Annotated in this window: 21 protein-coding genes and 2 pseudogenes; 14 read left to right on the forward strand and 9 right to left on the reverse strand. The window is 68.2% G+C overall.

Features of this window, described 5'->3' with window-relative positions; all coding sequences use genetic code 11:
- Window positions 1–76 precede the first annotated feature (76 nt).
- The 3 genes from NO889_RS10720 to NO889_RS10730 all read left to right on the forward strand — a co-directional run bounded on the left by NO889_RS10720 (window position 77) and on the right by NO889_RS10730 (window position 2098).
- A complete protein-coding gene (locus NO889_RS10720; RefSeq protein WP_256412246.1) occupies window positions 77–502 on the forward strand; it encodes a hypothetical protein in 426 nt (141 codons plus the stop codon).
- Window positions 503–592: 90 nt separating this feature from the next.
- Entirely contained in the window at window positions 593–1597 is a 1005-nt protein-coding gene (locus NO889_RS10725; RefSeq protein ID WP_256412247.1) for an outer membrane protein assembly factor BamB family protein, read from the forward strand.
- Between the two features lie 195 nt (window positions 1598–1792).
- Window positions 1793–2098: a hypothetical protein gene (locus tag NO889_RS10730; protein WP_066416926.1), complete on the forward strand. Its 306-nt coding sequence runs from the start codon at window positions 1793–1795 to the stop codon at window positions 2096–2098.
- Between the two features lie 88 nt (window positions 2099–2186).
- On the opposite strand, the gene NO889_RS10735 is transcribed toward NO889_RS10730, so the two are convergent.
- Window positions 2187–4610 (reverse strand): DUF7527 domain-containing protein, encoded by a 2424-nt coding sequence (locus NO889_RS10735; RefSeq protein WP_256412248.1) that lies wholly within the window; start codon window positions 4608–4610, stop codon window positions 2187–2189.
- Between the two features lie 153 nt (window positions 4611–4763).
- A complete protein-coding gene (locus tag NO889_RS10740) occupies window positions 4764–5258 on the reverse strand; it encodes an NUDIX hydrolase (protein ID WP_256412249.1) in 495 nt (164 codons plus the stop codon).
- Between the two features lie 153 nt (window positions 5259–5411).
- Between NO889_RS10740 and NO889_RS10745 the strand changes: the two genes are divergently transcribed.
- On the forward strand, window positions 5412–6185 hold the full coding sequence (locus NO889_RS10745; RefSeq protein WP_256412250.1) for an inositol monophosphatase family protein: 774 nt from the start codon (window positions 5412–5414) through the stop codon (window positions 6183–6185).
- Between the two features lie 15 nt (window positions 6186–6200).
- On the opposite strand, the gene NO889_RS10750 is transcribed toward NO889_RS10745, so the two are convergent.
- Window positions 6201–7175 carry a transcription initiation factor IIB gene (locus tag NO889_RS10750; RefSeq protein WP_256412251.1) on the reverse strand — a complete coding sequence of 325 codons (975 nt, stop codon included), beginning with the start codon at window positions 7173–7175 and terminating at the stop codon, window positions 6201–6203.
- A 335-nt stretch (window positions 7176–7510) separates the two neighbouring features.
- On the opposite strand from NO889_RS10750, the gene NO889_RS10755 reads away from it, so the two are divergent.
- The 3 genes from NO889_RS10755 to NO889_RS10765 all read left to right on the forward strand — a co-directional run bounded on the left by NO889_RS10755 (window position 7511) and on the right by NO889_RS10765 (window position 9987).
- Window positions 7511–8725, forward strand: a complete 1215-nt coding sequence (locus tag NO889_RS10755; protein ID WP_256412252.1) for a M24 family metallopeptidase — start codon at window positions 7511–7513, stop codon at window positions 8723–8725.
- A gap of 93 nt (window positions 8726–8818) precedes the next feature.
- The gene (locus tag NO889_RS10760; protein ID WP_256412253.1) at window positions 8819–9190 is read left to right on the forward strand and encodes a DUF5518 domain-containing protein; all 372 of its coding nucleotides are present in this window, start codon (window positions 8819–8821) and stop codon (window positions 9188–9190) included.
- A gap of 599 nt (window positions 9191–9789) precedes the next feature.
- Complete coding sequence (locus tag NO889_RS10765; protein WP_256412254.1) at window positions 9790–9987, forward strand: hypothetical protein; 198 nt, start codon at window positions 9790–9792, stop codon at window positions 9985–9987.
- An 88-nt stretch (window positions 9988–10075) separates the two neighbouring features.
- On the opposite strand, the gene NO889_RS10770 is transcribed toward NO889_RS10765, so the two are convergent.
- Together NO889_RS10770 and NO889_RS10775 are read right to left on the reverse strand one after the other, a co-directional pair.
- A complete protein-coding gene (locus tag NO889_RS10770; RefSeq protein WP_256412255.1) occupies window positions 10076–10474 on the reverse strand; it encodes an OsmC family protein in 399 nt (132 codons plus the stop codon).
- A gap of 69 nt (window positions 10475–10543) precedes the next feature.
- On the reverse strand, window positions 10544–11269 hold the full coding sequence (locus NO889_RS10775; RefSeq protein WP_256412256.1) for a metal-dependent hydrolase: 726 nt from the start codon (window positions 11267–11269) through the stop codon (window positions 10544–10546).
- Window positions 11270–11421: 152 nt separating this feature from the next.
- Here NO889_RS10775 and NO889_RS10780 point away from each other — a divergent pair.
- The 5 genes and pseudogenes from NO889_RS10780 (at window position 11422) to NO889_RS10800 (ending at window position 15955) form a co-directional block, all read left to right on the forward strand.
- Window positions 11422–12605: pseudogene (locus tag NO889_RS10780) on the forward strand (zinc ribbon domain-containing protein).
- Window positions 12606–12694: 89 nt separating this feature from the next.
- Window positions 12695–13438: a fumarylacetoacetate hydrolase family protein gene (locus NO889_RS10785; RefSeq protein WP_256412257.1), complete on the forward strand. Its 744-nt coding sequence runs from the start codon at window positions 12695–12697 to the stop codon at window positions 13436–13438.
- Window positions 13439–13624: 186 nt separating this feature from the next.
- Complete coding sequence (gene hisC / locus NO889_RS10790; protein ID WP_256412258.1) at window positions 13625–14719, forward strand: histidinol-phosphate transaminase; 1095 nt, start codon at window positions 13625–13627, stop codon at window positions 14717–14719.
- Window positions 14716–15294 (forward strand): adenylate kinase family protein, encoded by a 579-nt coding sequence (locus tag NO889_RS10795; protein WP_256412259.1) that lies wholly within the window; start codon window positions 14716–14718, stop codon window positions 15292–15294. The genes hisC and NO889_RS10795 overlap by 4 nt, the downstream gene beginning before the upstream one ends.
- Window positions 15295–15352: 58 nt before the next feature.
- Window positions 15353–15955, forward strand: a complete 603-nt coding sequence (locus tag NO889_RS10800) for a CDP-alcohol phosphatidyltransferase family protein (protein WP_256412260.1) — start codon at window positions 15353–15355, stop codon at window positions 15953–15955.
- A gap of 28 nt (window positions 15956–15983) precedes the next feature.
- Here NO889_RS10800 and NO889_RS10805 read toward each other — a convergent pair whose 3' ends face one another.
- Both NO889_RS10805 and NO889_RS10810 read right to left on the reverse strand, forming a co-directional pair.
- Window positions 15984–17081, reverse strand: coding sequence for a right-handed parallel beta-helix repeat-containing protein (locus tag NO889_RS10805; RefSeq protein ID WP_256412261.1), 1098 nt, complete (start codon window positions 17079–17081; stop codon window positions 15984–15986).
- A 593-nt stretch (window positions 17082–17674) separates the two neighbouring features.
- A complete protein-coding gene (locus tag NO889_RS10810) occupies window positions 17675–18022 on the reverse strand; it encodes a hypothetical protein (protein ID WP_256412378.1) in 348 nt (115 codons plus the stop codon).
- Between NO889_RS10810 and NO889_RS10815 the strand changes: the two are divergent.
- Window positions 17972–18112: pseudogene (locus tag NO889_RS10815) on the forward strand (CDP-alcohol phosphatidyltransferase family protein); the annotation flags it as partial. The gene NO889_RS10810 and the pseudogene NO889_RS10815 overlap by 51 nt on opposite strands.
- A 23-nt stretch (window positions 18113–18135) precedes the next feature.
- Here the strand turns inward: NO889_RS10815 and NO889_RS10820 are convergent.
- Complete coding sequence (locus tag NO889_RS10820) at window positions 18136–18681, reverse strand: cupin domain-containing protein (protein ID WP_256412262.1); 546 nt, start codon at window positions 18679–18681, stop codon at window positions 18136–18138.
- A gap of 130 nt (window positions 18682–18811) precedes the next feature.
- Here NO889_RS10820 and NO889_RS10825 point away from each other — a divergent pair, with 130 nt between their 5' ends.
- Window positions 18812–19048, forward strand: coding sequence for a DUF7120 family protein (locus tag NO889_RS10825; RefSeq protein WP_256412263.1), 237 nt, complete (start codon window positions 18812–18814; stop codon window positions 19046–19048).
- 29 nt (window positions 19049–19077) lie between these two features.
- Here NO889_RS10825 and NO889_RS10830 read toward each other — a convergent pair whose 3' ends face one another.
- The gene (locus NO889_RS10830) at window positions 19078–20262 is read right to left on the reverse strand and encodes an MFS transporter (RefSeq protein WP_256412264.1); all 1185 of its coding nucleotides are present in this window, start codon (window positions 20260–20262) and stop codon (window positions 19078–19080) included.
- Window positions 20263–20392: the final 130 nt, after the last annotated feature.

Genomic DNA, 20392 nt, shown 5'->3' on the forward strand with positions numbered 1-20392 from the left:
GATACATTCCGCGTTTCGAACTAGTATCGTGTCGGTTATCATAACGTTTAACATGGACCGGTAGCACCCACGGGTTATGTCGACGAACACGATCCCGCTGGAAGAGATCCGCGCTCAGGCGGCCGATCTCCCCGTCGATCTCTACGAGGGTGACGCCACTGCGTATGCCAGGTTCGATCAGGCGTTCTCGCTCGAATCCGTCGCGATCGCGTTGGGTGAGTCTGACTGTCTGTACGATGAGGCGACGTTTCCCGGTGTCGTGTATCAGCCGGACAATCTTCCGACGACGGTTGTCGTCTCCGGAGATGGGACCGTCCTTTCCATCGATGCGACGGAGGAAGCACACGCGAGGTCGGCAGTCTCGAACGTGATCGATACGTTAGACGACCTCGGGTTGATCGTGGACGCTCGCACCCCGGAGATCTCCACGAACGTACGAACCGTCCCGTTCTCGTTGACTCCTCCGTCCGTAGAGACGCTGGGCTACGACGATGACTCGTGACGTCTGCCACGCCCGGGTCTCGCCGATCCAGCATCGGCGGACGTGGTCGGAAACCAACTCACCTCGCCGCTGGATTCAGGTGATCGGAACATGAAACGAGAGCAAGCTGAGGGGGATGCTGGGGAACTGCTGTGGACCTTCGAAATCGGAAGCCCGATCGCTTCCTCGCCGACGGTGGTCGACGAGACCGTCTACGTTGGAAGTGACGACGGATTCCTGTACGCGATAGACACGAACACCGGCGCCCCACTGTGGCGTTTCGAAACTGACGCTCCAGTGGTGAGTTCGCCAACCGTGCGAGACGGGACGGTCTACGTCGGGAGCGTCGACGCGAGACTGTATGCTGTAGACGCAAGCACTGGCACCGAGCGGTGGCACTTCGAGGCTGAGTACCGAATCGACTCCTCGCCGGCGGTGGTCGATGGGACGGTCTATATCGGAAGCTGGGACGAACGTTTGTACGCAGTGGATGCGGCTACCGGGATCGAGACGTGGACGTTCGAGACCGGGGGAGAGATCTCAGCTTCGCCGGTGGTCGCCGACGGGACTGTCTACGTCGGGAGCTGGGACGAAAACTTGTACGCGGTACACGCTACTACTGGTGACGAGCAGTGGGCCTTCGAAACTGATGGCTACGTTACTTCGCCGACGGTGGCCGACGGGACTGTCTACGTCGGGACCAACTCTCCTACCGGGGTGTCGTATCTATATGCGGTGTACGCAACCATCGGGACCGAGCAGTGGCGCTTCGAAACCGGGGATGCGGTCGGTTCATCGCCAGCCGTAGGAACGGGCATCGTATACGTCGGGGACGATGGCGGTCACCTGTCTGCGGTGGCTACCGACGACGGTACCGTACACTGGACCTTCAAAACCGGGAGTTGGATCCATTCGTCGCCTGCGGTGGTCAGCGATACCGTTTACGTCGGAAGTGCCGACGAGAACCTGTATGCGGTGGATGCGGCCACTGGTACCGAACGGTGGACTGTCCACACCGACGGCGAGATCTCGTCCTCACCGACGGTGGTAGACGGGACGGTCTACGTCGGGAGCGAAGACGGATCCCTGTACGCGGTGAGGGCGTCACGGAACTGAGCCGCCGTCGGCGATCCCCTCTGCTGGCGACGATCTGATCTCGAACGCCCGGTATACCACGTACGTGAGTACGGCGGCCGGCCGGATCCGTGATCCGAACCGTTAACTACTCGCATGTCAAACCGTGAGCCGGAATTCGTTCGCCGTCCCTCGACAGCAACTTTTAAAAAGGGGCATGACGAGTTAACATATGGCATGATAGATCGACTCGAGAAAGAGGTAGATATGCTGGAGCGGCACCTCCAGGTGCTGCGGATGGTCATCGAGAACGAACCGATCGGGATCGTCAAGATGTCCAACGAGACGGGCTATCCCCACCACAAGGTCCGTTACTCGCTTCGGGTCCTCGAGGAGGAGAACCTCATCGAACCCTCCAGTCAGGGCGCGATCACGACCGAGCGCACTCACGAGTTCGTCGACGAACTCGACGAGAAGCTCGACGACACGGTCGAGAAGCTCGGCTCGATGCGGATCGACGACGCCGCCGAAGTCGAGAACTGATCGACTGACCCGTTTCGACACGCCGTCCGAACGACACGCCGGCCGAGTTTTCCCGACGACGGGAGTCGCGACTCCGTACGGTTCCGCTCTACAGGTCCGGGACTGTCAGGTGGAACCCGCCCTCGCGCGACTCCACCAGACACAGGTGGTAGCCGCGTTTCCGCGAGAGCTTCACGAAACTCTTCCGTTTCGACCGGTTGAACAGTCCGCCGCCGACCGCGTCGCTCGCGGCCTCCAGCGCGTCCGGTTCGAAGAAGCTCGCCGTCACCGCGAACGCCCCGGCGAACGCCTCGTTCGACTCCGCGATGACTCCGCCGTTCGCGACGAGCGACTCCAGGGTCGCGCCCGCCGTCGGCGCGCGCGAGTCGTTGAGCTCGGCGACGAAGAGCGGGTTGCCCATGCGGTCGCGCAACACCAGGTCGAACGATCGCTGCTCGCGAACCTCCTCGCCGTTCTCCTGGATGACGACGGAGACGGATCCCCCGATCTCGGCGCGGTCGATCTCGGGGAGCGCGTCGTAGAGGTCACGCAGCGCGCTCCCGTTGCCCGTCTCGCCGACCTCGAAGGGGAGCTCCTCGACGAGCCACCGGGTGAAGCCGTACTCCATCGTGCCCCGTAGGAACGACTCGAACGGATCGCCGTCGACGAGCAGCCCTTCGGTCTCGAAGCTCGTGTGGTGTTCGATCCGGAGGTTCTGTCGAAGCTCGTCGCGGCTCACGGTCCCGTCGTGAGCGTCCTCGAGCGTCGCGCCGCCCTTCGACTCGTACCTGATGAACAGGTTGGTTCCCTCGCGCGCCTCGGCGGTCGACAGACTTCGTTCGCCCTCGGGGAGCCGCGACTCGGCCCGATCGAGCTGGTCGCGGAGGCGCTCCGCCTCCGTGCGGAGCCGTTCGATCTCGCTCTCGAGCCGGTCACGCTCCGCCTCGAGTTCGTCCCGCTCCGCCGTCACCTCCTCCAGTGCCTCGCGGACATCGTCACGCTCCGCCTCGAGCTCGTCGCGCTCGGCTTCCATCCGCTCGCGGGCGGATTCGGCGGTCGAAAGCGCGGATTCGAGCTCCTCGATCCGTTCGCGGACCTCGCTCGGAACGCGCCCCGAGACGGCGGTCCGCCCCGATCCGGACCGCTCCGTCGACCGCGGGCTCGGCGACGACCGCTCGGCGGAACCGTCTCCGGCCGTCGATCCCCCCGAGGCGGTTCCGTCCGTCCGGGACTGCTCCGGGGGTCCCGCCGATCCGCCGGATCGGCCCGAGGGACTTCCACTCCGCCGATCCCCTCGTGACGGCGACCCGGCCGACGGGTCCTCGCCGCACTCGCTGGTTTCGGACGGGTCGAGCGCGGGGATCGATTTCGTTTCGCGCCACTGTGCCTCCTCGGAGAAGACGTCGTCCGAGGGATCCGTCGGCCTGGCCGACGCCTCGGCCCGCCGTCCGGGTTGCCCTCCCGTCGCGTTCCGGTCCGTCGCCGCAGCGTTCCGGTCCGCCGTGGCGTCGTCTCGGTCTTTCCTCGAGGCGGTCTCGGATCCCGTGGTCGAACGGGATCGACCGACGCGATCGTCGGACCCGGTCGCGGTCGACGACGACGTAGCGAGGCCCTCGTCGCCGTCCTCCGCGTCGTTCCCGTCGCGGTTCCGCTTCGTCTCCGTCGACGCGGAGCCGTCCGTCTCCATCGCGGTCGAGACGTCCCTCGATTCCCCTTGCTGACTGTCGGAGTCGACACTGTTGCCGTCGGACCGTTCGACTCGCCGGCGGTCGTCCTCGTCGGACGCGTGGTCGGCGTCGTCGGTCCCGCCGGAGACGTTCGCTCGGGTCGCGGGTTCGCCCCGGTCGTCCGCGTCTCCGCCTTGCTTAGCGTCCGCGTCTCCGCCTTGCTCGGCGTCCGCGTCTCTGCCTTGCTCGGCGTCCGCGTCTCCGCCTTGCTCGGCGTCCGCGTCTCCGCCGTCGTCCGCGGCCACATCGACCCCGGCACCCCGAGCGGCCTCCGGGATCTCTCGGACGTCGAGGTCGGCCTCGTAGACGGTGTATATCCCGATCTCGTCGTTCGCGAGATCGAACGCGTCCTCGCCGGTCTCGAGCCGGCGCGCGTTCCCGACGAAGGCGGCCGCCATCGACTCGCCGGCGGTGTAGGCGACGTAGTAGTCGCCGGAGAGCACGTTCTCGGAGAGTTCGACGTAGCCGGTAAAGCCCCCCTGGGAGAGCTTCCGGTCCGCCTCCGAGAGCGGCGTGTCCTTCGTGTAGTACTGCGCTCGCTGTTCGCCGCCCTCCTCTTGCATCGCGAAAAGCACCGGAAGCGCCTGGTGGGGCGCCTCGTAGACCGTTCCGGAGGCGTCGGCGAACGCGTCGAGATCCGCGTCGACGGTCCCGACGACGCGACCGTCGAGCATGAACAGCCACCCGGTACCGTCGGTCGCCGCCCCCGAGAAGCCGCGGTCGGCGAACCGGCGGAGGTCGTCGAATCCGTCGTCGAACCCTCGCGCGTCCCACCCGGTGATGTCCTCCCTTCGCTGTGCGTCCATCTTACCGGTATTCCCCGGCACCGACCCAAATACTTTCCGGACCGTGAGACGGCCGTCAGACAGCGGATCGACCGGATCCGCTCCCGTCGGTCGTGGCGGATCGTCCGCGGATCGCTTCGCCTCGTCCGCCGGTCGCTCCGCGTCGATGATCGATCACTCGTCGGGGGTCGATCGCTCCGCGTCGGCCACGGTCGCTATCGCCTCACAGCCGAGGGCTACCACGTCGGCGTCGAACTCGCCCGCCCGCAGCTCCGCGGGAGTGTACCACGACCACGCCTCGGCGTCCGCCTCGTCGTCGCCGCGGGGATCGATCTGACGGGTCGGAACCCGCGCGTAATAGAGGTGATCGATGTGCTGGTGGCTCACCGATCCATCGGGATGGACGTCGATGTCGTGAAGCATCTGGTGGGCCGGCTCCGGAAGCGGCCGCCCGTTCGGCGTCTCGACGTCCGCGCGGTCGGCGACGAGTTCCGCCTCGAGTCCGGTCTCCTCACGCACCTCACGGATCGCCGTCTCGTGTGGCAGCTCGTCGCGCTCGATGTGCCCGCCCGGAGGGAGGCGGATCCCCAGCCGCTCGTGTTCGTGAAGGGCCGTCGCGCCGTCGTTGACGACGTAGGTGGTCGCCGTGAAGTGGCGTGTCGTCTCCATACGGACCCCTCGACTCGCCGCGGCTTGTGCGTTCGGGACCCGGTCGACACGTCACCGCCCCGTCGACGCGTCTCGTCAGCTCAGGGATACGTCTCGTCGCTTCGTGGACGCGTTACACCGGGTTCTTTCACCGCCGTGGCCGATCGGCGGACCATGACGGATCTGGACGTCGTCGAAGCGGTCGCTCACGCGGCGGTCCTGGCCGGCGGCGCGGAGCTCCGCGATCGGTATCGGAACGGTGACGCCGCCGGCGAGTACGGCGCGACCGACGTGAAGGCGGCGGCCGACGCGGCGGCGGAGGCGCGGATGCTCCCGGTGGTCCGCCGGGCGTTCCCCGATCACCCGGTGTTCGCCGAGGAGGCCGGCCGCCTCGACGGAACCGGCCCCTATCGCTGGGTGATCGACCCGCTCGACGGCACCAACGACTTCGCGGCGGGGCTGCCGACCTTCGCCGCGTCGGTCGCGGTCCTCGAGGACGAGGAACCGGCGATCGCGGCCGTCAGGATCCCGGCGACCGAGGAGACGTACCTCGCGCGCCGGGACGCCGGCGTCACCTACGAGGGCGAGCGGGCGACGGCCGACAGCGACGTCGCCCTCGAGGCGAGCACGGTCGCGACGATCGTCGGACGCGACGTCCCGCGTGACCCCGACCTCTCCCGGCGGGCCGACGCGATCCGGGCGGCGCTGTCCGACGCGGTGAAGCGGGCCATCGACAGCTGGGCTCCGACGGTCCACTCCGGGCTCTTCGCCCGCGGGCGGATCCAGGGCCTCGTCCAGTTCCATCCCGACGAGGAGGAGCGCGCCGTCACCGAGCTGTTCGCGTCGGAGTCCGGCGCGGCGGTCCGCCGCGAGGGGTCGCTGTACGTCGCGGCGTGTGACGAAGCGCGGCTGGACGCGCTCTGGACGGCGATCGGCGACGTGCGGTGAGGCGGCGGTCGGGTTTCAGTCCATCGTGATGCCGTCCTCGGCCTCGAGCAGCTCGTGGTAGCGGTTCCGGATCGTGACCTCGGAGATGTTCGCCACCTCGCTCACCTCGCTCTGGGTCACCTTCTCGTTGGTGAGGAGGGCGGCGGCGTAGACGGCGGCGGCCGCGAGGCCGACCGGCGACTTCCCGGAGTGGATCCCCTGTGCCTTCGCGGTGTCGAGGAGCTGCCGTGCGCGACGCTCCGACTCGTCCGAGAGCCCGAGGTCGGAGGCGAACCGCGGCACGTAGCTCTCGGGGTCCGCGGGCTGGATCTCCAGTTTGAGCTCGCGGACGACGTAGCGGTACGTCCGGGCGATCTCGTCCTTCTCGACGCGGGAGACGCCGGCGATCTCGTCGAGGCTCCGGGGCGTCCCGGCCTGTCTGGCGGCGGCGTACAGCGACGCCGTGGAGACGCCCTCGATGGAGCGGCCGGGGAGGAGGTCCTCGTCGAGCGCGCGGCGGTAGATGACCGAGGCGGTCTCACGGACGTTGTCCGGCAGCCCGAGCGCGGAGGCCATCCGGTCGATCTCGCCGAGCGCCTGCTTCAGGTTGCGCTCCTTCGAGTCGCGCGTCCGGAACCGCTCGTTCCAGGTGCGGAGCCGCTGCATCTTCTCGCGCTGGCGGCTCGAGAGCGACTTCCCGTAGGCGTCCTTGTCCTGCCAGCCGATGTTGGTCGAGAGCCCCTTGTCGTGCATCATGTTCGTCGTGGGCGCGCCCACGCGGGACTTCTCGTCCTTCTCGCGGGAGTCGAACGCGCGCCACTCCGGCCCGCGGTCTATCTCGTCCTCCTCGACGACGAGCCCGCAGTCCGCACACACCGTCTCGCCGTGTTCGGTGTCCGTCGCGAGCTGGCCGCCGCACTCGGGGCAGCGCAGCTCCTCGTCCGCGGATGACTCGGTTTCCTGTTCCTCGTCGGCGTGTTCCGCCGTGTAGGTTCGAACGTTGTCGCTCATTGTGTTTGGATCGGAGGGACCGCGGAACCGAAAGATGGGTCTACGTTCGGTTTTCCTCACCTCTCGGTAAGGACGCGACTTATTTAAATCTTCGCTTCGATATCGAAGGTGAAAAGACGTCGAGAACTCGTTCCTGAGGCGCTCAAAATCCGATTTCACGATCGGACTTCCGTCACGATTCTTCGTGACCGACCGACGTGATCTGACGTCCGGATCCGATATATATCGGTTTCGTCCGCGTTCCGTCCTCGATCCTCCTCCGCTCGTGTCTCCTCCCCCGTTCTCGCCGTTTCCGTGAAGCCAATCGATTTACCGTTCGCCCCGCCAGAACCGCCATGAACCGGACGCGACTCGACCGCCTCCTCGGCGACCTCGACACCGACGGCTACCTGCTCGACGCCTCACAGAACGACGCGAACCAGCTGTACCTCTCGGGCTTTTCGGGCCCCGACCCCTTCCTCACCCTCTACGCCGACGGCGCGGTCCACCTGCTCGTCTCCGGGCTCGAGTACGGCCGCGCGCGGACGGAGGCGGCCGCCGACACGGTCGAACGCCACGCCGACTACGACTACGAGTACGGCGGGCGCGAGGAGCGCTACGACATGTACGCCCGGTTCGTGACGGACAAGGGCGTGAGGTCGGTCTCCGTGCCGCCGCGCGGTCCGGTCGGGACGGCCGACGCGCTCAGGGAGCGCGGGATCGACGTCGTCGTGGACGGCGACGACGCGCTCGGCGTGGTCCGGGCGGTCAAGACCGCCGAGGAGGTCGACGCGATACGGGAGGCCCAGCGCGCGAACGAGGCGGCGATGCGCGCCGCGGAATCGCTGCTCGCCGAGGCCGACGTCGCCGGCGACGGGAACGGAGGGGTACCCGGCGGGGAGGCGGGCGGCGACGCCGAGAACGCCGTCGAGCCGGGAACGCTCCTCCGCGACGGGGAGCCGCTCACCAGCGAGCGGGTCGCGGAGGAGATCGAGGTCACGCTGTTGCGGCACGGCTGCGCGCTCGACGAGACCATCGTCGCCGGCGGCGCGCAGGCCGCGGACCCCCACGACCGCGGGTCGGGACCCCTCCGGGCGAACGAGCCGATCATCGTCGACGTCTTCCCGCGGTCGAAGGCGACGAGGTACCACGCCGACATGACGCGGACGTTCTGCGTCGGCGAGCCCGACCCCGCGGCCCGCGAGTGGTACGACCTCACCGAGCGGGCGCTTGAGGCCGCCCTCGACGCCGTGGAGCCGGGCGCGACCGGCGAGGCGGTCCACGCCGCCGCCTGCGAGGTGTACGAGGCCGCGGGCGAGCCGACCTTCCGGACCGATCCCGAGACCGAGACGGGCTTCATCCACTCGACGGGCCACGGGATCGGCCTCGACGTCCACGAGTCGCCCCGGCTCGCGAGCGGTGCCGGCGAGCTGGAGCCGGGCCACGTCGTCACGGTCGAGCCCGGCCTCTACGACCCCGCGGTGGGCGGCGTCCGGCTCGAGGACCTCGTCGTCGTCACCGAGGACGGCCACGAGAACCTCACCGAGTACCCGATCGAGTTCGTGGTCTGAGCGGCTCCATCGGTCGGCCACGACCTCGGAACCGACGGGACGCCTCCTCGGAACCCACAAGACGTATGACGCCTCCCGCGAGAGGATCCGGGCGTGAACGCTGACGACACCCTCCTCAACGCGGTCATCGGCGCGGTCGCGACGATCGCCCTCTCGTTTACCGGGATCTCGCCCGTCCTCGGCGGCGCGCTCGCCGGCTACCTCGACGGCGGCGACTCCGGCGACGGGCTCCGGATCGGCGCGATCTCCGGCGCGATAGCGTCGATCCCGGTCGTCGGGTTCCTGCTTCTCGTGCTCCTCGTGCTCCCGTTTCTGGGAGTCTTCGGGTTCCCGCTCGAGGTCGGCATCGCCGCCGGAGGCGTCGTCGTCTTCGGGGTGATCGTCGTGGTCGGCGGGATCGCCTACACCGTGGCGCTGAGCGCGCTCGGCGGTCTCCTCGGCGTGTACCTGAAAGAGGAGCTGTGAAGCGGGCGGCGGCGTTCGGAGACTCCGGGCGATCTGTCCGGCATGAGAACCTCGAAGGTGGTTATATTCTCATTGAGGGGTTGATCTTACGGTCAAATCGATAACATTTCCGGTATAATCTGCGTGCTAGTGGTACGGGTGTTTCGGGGGAGCGTTGGATGGATAGAAGGGGATCGTTGCTGGGGCGGTGATGACCACCAAAGCCCCAGTCGCGAGGACTCGTGCGACTCGCTGTGCGCTTCGGTCGCTCGCGGTGCTCGCTCCCTCAGTGCGTGCTTCGTCGGACTTCGCCCTCGCGACTGCCCCTCTGAGTCCCGCCCGCACCTCACACCTCCCCAGCCTCGTCGCTCACTGCTCGCGGTTTCACCGCTCGCTGCCGAGGTGCTCACTTCGTTCGCACCTCGCACCGTTCGCGACGTCCCTCGCGGGCTCCTCGTGCCCCTCCGGGGCACTCGGAGGCGCGCCACTGCTCAGGCGATCGCTCGCACCTTCGCCTGTATCCAACGAACGCCCCTCACGACGCCGGCGAGCCGGCGTCGGCCGAAGCGAGCACGAGTCTCGGCCTCGCGTTTTATCCCGTCGCTGGCCGTCGTCCCGGTATGTCGAAACCGCAGCCGAGCTATCGGGTTCTGCGGCTCCTGTGTGCGAACCTGGCCGGGATGGTCGCGTTCCTCGCGGCGTACGTCGTCGCCCGCGACCCCGGCGTGGCAGTCGCCGCCGCCGCCGTGATCGCCGCCATCGGCTACGTCGCCTCGAGCGCCGTCGTCGACTACGCGGTCGGCGAGGGAGACGGCTGATCGGGTCGGGGTCGAAAAACGGGGTGTGATCGGGTGTCGACGATCGGCCGTCGGCGATCGGGCCTCGAAGGGTGGTCGTCGGGCCGTCTCAGAACGCGCCCGAGTGGACGGCGACGTCGGCCTGAAGCTCCTCGCGAACCGCCGAGTGGACGTGACAGATGTCCTCCGCGCGCTCGACGATCTCCGCGGCGGCCTCGTCGTCGAGGTCGGCCTCGACGTGGAGGTCGAAGGCGATCGATTCGAGGTCGTCGTCGTCGTCGAGCTCGGCACTCGCGTCGATCTGAACCTTGCCGAGGTCGTCCTCGCCGCGCTGGCCGCCGCCGACGCGGAACGCGGGGATGAAACAGGAGGCGTACGTCGCGACGAGCGCGGCGTTCGGGTTCGGGCCGGTCTCGTCGGTCGCGTCGATCTGAAGGTCGAAGTCGCCGACCTGGCTCGTACACGCGTACCCCTCCTCACAGACGGTCGTGGTCTCGATGTCGGACATGTCGTCTGCGAGATGGGCTCGCGCGCGCCTAAAACTTCCTATCGATTCCGATAGCGTCCGATACCCCGTTCAGGATTCGAGCACGTAGGTCTCGTCTCCCTCCAGGATCACGGGTTCCGCGGCCGCGCCGGCCGCCTTCACCTCGTTGACGAACTCCCGGGTGTCGATCTCGATCGGCGGGAACGTGTCGTAGTGCATCGGGAACACCACGTCCGCGCCCACCCAGTCGGCCGCGATGCCGGCCCCGGCCGGGCCCATCGTGAAGTGGTCGCCGACGGGCAGCGCCGCGGCGTCCGGCTCGAGGTACGGCGCGATCACGTCGACCATCTCGGACATGAGTCCCGTGTCGCCGGCGTGGTAGAACGTCGTACAGTCGGGGTCCGCCTCCTGGGTCGGCTTCTTGTCGCCGATCACGAAGCCGGCGGGCATCCCCGCGGAGGTACCGTATCCCGTGTCGATCCCGTTCGAGTGGTCCGCGCGCACCATCGTCACCCACGCGTCGCCGCACTCGACGGTGCCGCCGATGTTCATCCCCATGCCGCCGACGGCGTCCTCGTGGCCGAAGGTGTCCTGGACGTACCCCGTCAGCTCGGGGGTGGCGACCACCGTCGCGTCCTCGTACCGGTCGACGTCGCCGATGTGGTCGGCGTGTCCGTGCGTCAAGAGGAGGTAGTCCGGGTCGAGCTCTTCGGGGTCGACGTCAGTCTGCGGGTTGTCGAAGAAGGGGTCGATCAGTAGTTCGGTCTCGTCGACGACGACGTGCCACGTCGAGTGGCCGTGCCAAGTGAGCTCCATGGTCCGGTCGGTACGTCTCGGCGGAGACTAATAAACCTCGACGCCCCGGAAGACGGATCCGCGGGTCGGGCGGGTCACGAGTCCGACGGATCCGACGACCCGCGTTCGATCCGACGAAAGCGCTAACGGACGGGAGCGCGAACGTCGACCGGATGCCCTCCGAGCCCAGCACCTGCGGCGCGCCGTCCGCGTGTCCGGCGTGCGGCGAGTCGGTGCCCGCCGGGGCGAGCTTCTGTCCGGCTGCGGCGCCGACCTCGACGACGCTTCCCTCCCCGCCCGCTGTCCCGACTGCGACGAGCGATTCGCGGCCGACGACCGGTTCTGTTCGAACTGCGGCGCGGCGCGGTCGGGACGGCGGGCGGCGAACTCGACCGCGTCGGCGCCCCGCCGAGGGGCCGGCTCGGACCCGTCCGCCTCCCGTTCGGGTCGATCCACGTCTCCGGGCTCGCCCTCGGACGAGAGCCAGCGCGCCTTCCGTCGGCGGGTTCAAGAGCACCTCGACGCCGGCTGGGAGATCGAACGGGACGACGGCGACCGCGCCGTCCTCGTCGACAGGGGGATCGGCTCCACCGGCGTCCACGTCCTCCTGTTTCTGACCACCGGCGGCGTCGGAAATCTCCTGTACGGCTGGTGGCACTACTCCGAACTGGCCGAGCGGCTCCGGATCGTCCGGGGAGACTCGACGCCGCCTCGCCCCCCGTCGAACGCCGGCGGGGGTACGGTCGAGACCGTCTCCACGTATCTGCTCAGCGGGCTGCTGTTGCTGATCGGCGGCTGGATCGCGGCGGTCGCGGCCGTCGGCGGATCGCAGGGATTCGCGCTGATAGGGGTCGGATTCGCCCTGCTCGGTGCCGGGACGGCCCCGCCGGTCCGTCGGCGGCTGGGCCGCCGGCACGGCCTCACGGAGTTCGGCCGGCTCCGCACCGTCGACCACCGGGTGCTCCGGTCGACGGAGCGAGTCGAGGAGCCCTGCGTCGTCTGCGGGGAGGCGTTCGACCGCGGGCTCGTTCGCCGGCGGCGCGACGAGACGGTGGTGGCGGGCGTTCCCCTCGTGACTCACGACGAGCGATGCAACCACTACTGCGTCCGATGCGCTCGCGAGGAGCTGTTCGGGCTCGACGAGGACGCGGTCGACGACGCGACGGACGCCGACCGGGAGACCGCGGGATCGAAGCGAGCGGGGCCAGGACCGGCGCGGTCGAGGTCGGGATCGGAGGCAGGGCCGAGGTCGTCGGAAGCGGCGGAAGCGGAGGCCTCGGAAGCGGCGGAAGCGGAGGCCTCGGAAGCGGCGGAGGCATCGCCGGAGGCGGATACGGATCCGGCGCGGGAGCGGTGACGGCGGTCGGATCCGCGGACGCGGTCGGCCCCGCCGGCAACAACGGACCCATCCCGGAAGACTATAACCGTCACGGTCGATTCGGTGGTATGCACTACGCACGGTTCCGCGACCCGGCCGGATCGATTCGAAAGGGCCGCTACGATCCCGAGACCGAGACGGTCGCGTTCGGCGACGACGTGTACGACTTCGACGACCCCGACATCGACGTACTGCCGCCCGTCGACCCCTCGAAGATCGTCTGTATCGGCCGCAACTACGCGGAACACGCCGCCGAACTCGGCAACGAGGTGCCCGACCGACCGCTGCTCTTCTTGAAGGGACCGAACGCGCTCGCGGGCCACGGCGACACCGTCACCGCCCCCGAGGGGAAAGACCGGATCGACTGGGAGGCGGAGTTCGTCGTCGTGATCGGCGAGTCGTGTAAGGACGTCGCGGCCGAGGACGCGATGGACGTCGTCGAGGGGTTCACCTGTATGAACGACGTCTCGAACCGGGACGACCAGAACCGCGAGCAGAACTGGGTGCGCGGGAAGGCGTTCGACAACTCGGCCCCGCTCGGCCCCGTCGTCGCGACGCCCGACGAGGTGCCCGACGAGGCGAGCGTCGAGCTCCACGTGAACGGCGAGCAGAAACAGGACGGCCACCTCGGCCAGCTGATCTTCGACGTGCCGACGCTGATCGAGGAGATCACGACGTACCTGACCCTGGAGGAGGGCGACGTGATCGCCACGGGTACTCCCGACGGCGTCGGCCCGCTCTCCGACGGCGACACGGTCGAGGTGACCGTCGAGGGCGTCGGCACGCTCGAACACGACGTTCGGATCCCCTGAGATCGGAGTCGAACTGCTTCCGTCATCGCGGTTCTCGCCGACCGTACCTCGTCGCACGCCACGATACGGACCGGTCGCACACCACGTTTCCGGTGAATTGGTGGGGACGGTCGATCGGACACCACGACGGTCCTCGGCCCGCCACGTTCGATCACGCTTAAGGTCGGCCGTCGCCGACCAACGGGCATGCAACCACGGGATCTCTCGGATCACTCCCCGTACGTCCCCGGCAGGGGCGTCGAGGAGGTCGCCCGCGAGCTCGGGATCGACCGGTCGGAGCTGATCACGCTCTCCTCGAACGAGAACCCCCACGGCCCGAGTCCGGCGGCCGTCGAGGCGATCCGCGAGCACGCCGACCGGGTGAACACCTACCCGAAGTCCTCGCACGCGGACCTCACCGACCGGATCGCCGAGGAGTGGGACGTGGCCGCGGAGCAGGTGTGGGTCTCGCCGGGCGCGGACGGCTCGATCGACTACCTCTCGCGGGCGGCCCTGGAGCCCGACGACCGGGTGTTGGTGCCCGATCCCGGCTTCGCCTACTACGCGATGTCCGCCCGGTACCACCACGCGGGCGTCGAGACGTACCCGCTCTCGATCGACGACGGGTTCACGCAGACCGCAGAGCGCGTCCTGAGCGCCTACGGCGGCGAGCGGATCGTCTACCTCACCTCGCCGCACAACCCGTCGGGATCCGTGATCCCCCTGGCGGCGATCGAGACGATCGCGGACGCGACCGCCGAGGAGACCCTCGTCGTCGTCGACGAGGCGTACGGCGAGTTCGCGGACGTCGACAGCGCGATCCCGCTCGTGAACGACCGGGACGACGTCGCCGTCCTCCGGACGTTCTCGAAGGCGTACGGGCTCGCCGGCCTCCGGATCGGCTACAGCGTGGTGCCAGAAGCGTGGGGGGAGGCGTACGCCCGCGTCAACACCCCGTTCGCGGCGAGCGAGCTGGCGTGTCGGGCCGCGCTGGCCGCGCTCGACGATCCGGATCACGTCGCGGAGTCCGTCGAGACCGCGCGGTGGGCCCGCGAGCACGTCTCGAACGAGCTCGATGCCGAGACGTTCGAATCGGCCGGGAACTTCGTGCTCGCGCGGGTCGGCGACGGGAGCGCCGTCGCCGAGGCCGCCAGGGAGCGCGGCGTCATCGTCAGGGACTGTACCTCCTTCGGCCTCCCCGACTGCGTGCGGATCTCCACCGGCACCCGCGAGGACACGCGGGAGGCGGTCGAGCGCCTCAACGACGTGCTCGCGGACCTCGAACCCGAGGCGGAAGCGTGACTAGAAACGCGGGAGACACGCCGGATGCCGACCGCACCGGCGACCCTGATCGCGACGACGACCGCCCCGACCGCGTCGCCGTCACCGGCACGCCGGGGACCGGGAAGTCGACCGCGACGGACCTCCTCGCCGACGAGTACGACGTGATCCACCTCAACGAGCGGATCAAGGGGAACGACGACCTCTGGACCGAGCGCGACGCCGAGCGCGACACCCTCGTCGCCGACCTCGACGCGGTTGCCGAGCACCTCGGCGACTGGACCGGCGTGCTCGACTCGCATCTGGCCCATCACTTCGAAGTCGACCGGGTCGTCGTCCTGCGCTGTCGTCCCGAAACCGTCGAGGAACGGCTCCGCGGCCGCGGCGAACCGGCGGCGACCGCGGCGGAGAACGCCGAGTCGGAGGCGCTCGACGTGATCCTCTCGGAGGCCGTCGCGGCACACGGCGCGGAGAACGTCTACGAGGTGGACACGACCGACCGGAAACCCGAGGCGGTCGCCGACGCGGTCCGCGCCGCGATCGAGGGCCGGATCGAACCGAGCGCCGGAGCCGTCGACTTCACCGACTACTTATGAGCCGGCCGGGCGTTGCGGACGGTCGAACCATGTGTTCGTCGACGGGGGAGATCCGAGCGTGACGCTGGATCGGTTTCGGTCGGTCGCGGACCGTCTGCTCGGTCCGTGGGTACGAGCCGCCGACCGGCTTGGGCTCTCGCCCGATCAGGTGAGCGTGCTCGCGTTCGGCGCGGCCCTCCTCGCGGCCGGCGCGTTCGCGGTCGCGGACCCCGCGTTCTACGTTCTCGGATCGCTTCTCGTGTTGCTCAACGGCTGGTTGGACCTCGTCGACGGCGCGCTCGCCCGCGAGCAGGCGGTCGCCTCGGACGGCGGCGACCTGTTGGATCACGTGCTCGACCGCTACGCCGACATCGCCGTCATCGCGGGGTTCACCGCCGGGATCGACGCGTACGCGGTGGGCTTTCTCGCGGTGACCGGCGTGTTGATGACGTCGTACATGGGGACTCAGATCCAGGCGGTCGGGATCGGTCGCGAGTACGGCGGACTGCTCGGACGCGCCGACCGCCTGGCGCTGATGGGGATCGTGGGCGTCGTCGCCGCCGTCTACTCCGCCCCGATCGTCGCCGGGTTGAACGCGGTCGGCCTGTTGCTCGCCCTCTTCGCCGCCGTCGGCCACCTGACCGCACTCCAGCGCTTTCTCGGCGCGTGGAGCGATTTATAAAGAGGAGACCGGCGTACGCGGGGCGTGCTTAGCAGACGAGGTTATTCGCGAACAGATTTTCGTCGCCGTCGTCGACCAGCTGCTCGCCGTCGTTCCCGCAGATGCGGTTTCTCGAGAGCCCGCTGTCGTCGGCGTTGATAACGAGACCGTCGCCCCCGTTGCCATTGATGTTGTTCTTCCGGAACGGAAAGCTGCTTCCGGCGAGGACGACGCCGTCGCCGTCGTTGCCCGTCGCGCGATTGAACTTGACCTTGGCGCCTGTGGATGCGACGCGGAACCCGCCGCCGCCGTTCGAGACGGCGACGTTGCGGAGGCAGTCGCGATCGACTCCGACGTCGAATCCGACGCCGTCGTTCGACACCGCTGCGTTCTTCGTGAACGTTCCGACCGACGCGTTGACGCCGTCACCTCCGTTTCCGACGAACGTGTTTCCGCTCACGCTCGCGACGTCTCCGCTAGAAGAGAGCCCGTGACTTCCGTTCCCGACGATTACGTTGCCGCTGAGTGTCGGCGTCGGCGCGTCCTCCAAGTCGATTCCCGCGCCGTCGGCGTTCGCGACGTAGTTGTCCACGAACCGCACCCGGCCGTCGAACACGTTCGTCACTCCCACCGAAATCCCCGCCCCCCTCGCGGGACCCGTGACGAAGTTGTTCGATATTCTGTGAGAGCCCATCAGATCGTCATAGAACTGCATCGTCGCCGCAACGTTCCGGGCGAACACGTTGTCGGCTTGGTTCTCGAATATCTGCAGACCTCCCGCTATGGTGTTGTCCACCGCGCGCAGGCCGCCGACGGACTCGCTATTGAAACCCTGTATGACGTTGTTCCTGACAACTGAACCGGCCAAGTCGTCAATGCCAATACTCCCGTCCGGAAGGTGCAGATTCTGCAGCGTGAGATTCACGATACTCGGTCCGTCGTAGCTCCCTCCTCCGACGCCGCCGCCCGTGGTGGTGTAGCCGTTCCCGTCGATCGTCACGTCTTCGACGCCGGGTCTGATCCGGACTCGTCCGTCGAAGTCGGCGGTCTGGACGAACGTCGTCCCCGAATCATCCGGCGTGACGGTGATCGGCTCGCCGAACTCGACCGCACCGTCGGCGGCGCTCGCCGTCCCGACCAGTCCCATCGACGCGCCGACGCCCGCCGCGCTCGCTTTTAGTACGTCTCGCCTCGACGCGTCGTCCCTGAAGGATTCAAACACAATTCTATATGTCTTCTATACTATATTTTGTTAGTTTGTCCTTAGTGGATCGCTCAACGGACAGCACGGAGGCGAATCAACGTCGTTCAACCGTGCGAAAAGGGCGCACACGCATCCGATAATCAAATATTTACCTGAATTGAGGCGCTAAGGCCCCTTCCTCAACGAACGAGCGAAGCGAGTGAGTAGGGAGGGGATACAGCGTTCACAAGAGCAGAGCTCTTGTGCGCGGACGAGACGCTGCGCGTCTCGTCAACGCCGCACGGTTCTCAAACACGTTCGACGCTCGGCCTACAGGCCCACGCAATCGAAACAACTATGCGCACAGATACGCATAATGCGTATGTAGTGAGGCGGAAGAACATCACCATCCGCGAAGACCAAGCCGAGTGGGTCGAGGAAAACCACCTCAACCTCTCGTCGTTCGTTCGCGGACAACTTGACGAACTCATCGAAGAACGCTCGTGAACTACAACTACAGGTATCGACTTCGACCGTCCGACGCTCTCGAAGAACAGTTAGCGTGGACTGTCGATGTTCCACTCGCGGACGGTGACGGATCGTAGCGAACGGTCGAGCACGGTCACCCGCGAAGGAACTTTAAAAGCGTCCGGGCGGAGCTTCCCGGAGAGGAACTCCAAGAGCTTCCTGGCCCACGTCTCCGAGGAGACCACGAGGTGGTCGCCTGCGTACGTTCCCCGGTCGGTCCGCACGCGCACGCCGTCGCCGACGGGCTCCCAGTCGAGTACGCGTTCCCGAGCACGGACCGTTCCGCCGTGAGCCTGCGCGCGCCTGACGTGCGCCGTGCTCGCCCGCTCGATCGCGCACAGGATGTCGCCTCGGACGGGGGCGATCTGCTGGATCACGTGCTCGACCGCTACGCCGACATCGCCGTCATCGCGGGGTTCTCCGCCGGGATCGACGCGTACGCGGTGGGCTTTCTCGCGGTGACCGGCAGCTTCGCCGACGCGCGCTCGACTCACTCCGGGCCGGGCGTGAGCCGGTCGACCGTCGCCCCGCAGGCCGTACACGAGAGCACGTAGTCGTCGCCGTCGACCTCGTAGGTTCGGTCGACCTTCGCGCCGCAGGCGGGACACGGCTCCTCGATGACCGCGCCGTCGTCGTCTTTCGGCGCACCGACGGCGATGACGTGGGCGGGCGTCTCCCCGACCGCGCGCGCCAGGTTCGTCGTCTCCGGCGGAACGAAGACCGCCTCGCCGGCCGTCACCGAGACGACGCCGTCTGCCAGTTCGACCGCGAGTTCCCCCTCGAGGACGTAGAACAGCTCCTCGTGGTTCGGGTGTCGGTGAGTGCCCCACGGGAGCCGTTGGCCGGGGTCGGCGACGTAGTAGTTGAACCCGAACTCGGTCACGCCGAGGGCCTCGTCGACCTCCTTCTTGTGGCTGGTGGGGTTTGGCGCGTCCGGCAGCCCCTCGACGGCGACCTTCGTGACCTCGCCGTCGGTCGCGTCCGGGTCGCCGTCGATCGCGTCCGGATCATCGTCGGGTTCGTCGGAGTCCGTCATGATCGGGGATCGACGCTCGCCGGCTTAAGACTCCCGCGCCGTCGATCCGACCACGGAGTCGATCTCGGTCGCCGAGACCGAGTCCGCCCCGGCCATCGAGTTTAAAAGTATCCGCCCGAAAGGGTGAGCCATGCCGACCTTCGAACTGAACCTCTCGGACGACGTGTACGCCGATTTCCAGCAGCTCGCCGACTCCGAGTTCGTTACCGAAGAACAGGCCGCAGAGGAGCTGATCGCCTCCGGTATCGAGGCGTACAACGTCAGCGTCGTCGACGACGACCCCCGCGACGAGATGCTCGACGGCGCGGAGAACAACATGTTCGACACCGCGGAGGATCCGGGCAGCCTCGAGGACGACCGGCTGTAGGCCGGATCCCTGGAGCCCGCTCCCTTCTCTCAGTACCCCAGCTCGAGCAGCCGGTTCGCCAGCAGCGTGACGAGCGCGAGCGTCATCACCGCCGCGAGCAGGCCGAACGCGACGGCCCACCCCGCGACGTCGGAGACCGCCCCGACGACGACGCTGCCCGACGCGCCGAACACCATGTAGACGGTGCGCACGAGCCCGAACCCGGCCCCGCGCTCGGCGTCCGAGAGCAGGTCCATGAACCGCGACTGGAGCGGGGCTCCCCACGACATCGCCAGCCCGACGAGGAGGACGCCGGGAACGATGGGTGCGAGCCCGGACCCCTCGCGGGCCGCGACGACGAGGAGCGCGTACCCGACCACGCCGGACGCCATCGTGAGAATCACGGTCTCGTCCCGGCCGATCCGGTCGGAGAGCGACCCGGTCAGCGGCTGGCTGCCGCCGTGGACGAGGAAGTACAGCGAGAACAGAAGCGCCGACAGCGCACCGGAGAGTCCGCCGCCGACCTCGAGGAACGTCGGCAGGAAGGAGGCGGTGGCCTGCCAGGTGAACGCGCCGAGCGTCGCCAGCCCGGTCGTGTAGAGGATCGACGGCCGCGAGAGCAGTTCGACGAGCGGGCCGACCGCGAACCGCTCGCGCATGGGCTGGTCGGGCCGGCGCGGTTCCGTCGGCCGGATCCGCCACGCGAACAGCGCGAACACGGGGACCGCGACGGCGACGCCGAGCAGGACGCCCGCGCGCCAGCCGTGACGCGCCCCGACGAGCGCGGCCGCGGGCGGGGCGGCGAGCCCGGCGATCGGGCCGCCGGCGACGTGGACGCCGATCGCACGCCCGATGTCGTCGAACTGTCGGGTCAGGAAGGTGGTCGCGACCGAGTAGTGGAGGCCGGCACCCGCACCGAGGACGACGGTGAACAGCACGAACGCGAGGATGGACGGCGAGGCGGCGATGAGCAGCGAGGCGACCGCGGTCGAGCCGACGGCGACGAGGATCACCGTTCGCTCGCCGTAGCGGTCGCCGAGGATTCCCGAGGGGAACTGCGAGAGCGCGTACGCGAGCCACATTCCCGAGAGCGCGAGCCCGACGGTCGCGTTCGTGACCTCGAAGGCGGCGGTGATCTCCGGGACGAGCGGGCTGATGGCCAGCCGAGCGACCATCGTCGCGGTGAACGCGAGGGTACAGAGCCCGAGCGCCGTGTGTGCGTACCGCCAGTTCACGGCCGCCCTACCGGACCCGTATCAAAGCGGGTTCCGATCTCGGCGGCGGTCGCCGGGATCGGCCTCCCCCGGTGGGGACTTCCCTGTTGGGGGCGCGATCCCGCGAGCACCCGTCAGGGCGCGAGACGGA

The sequence above is a fragment of the Halorubrum rubrum genome, from assembly GCF_024494685.1.
GTDB lineage: Archaea > Halobacteriota > Halobacteria > Halobacteriales > Haloferacaceae > Halorubrum > Halorubrum rubrum.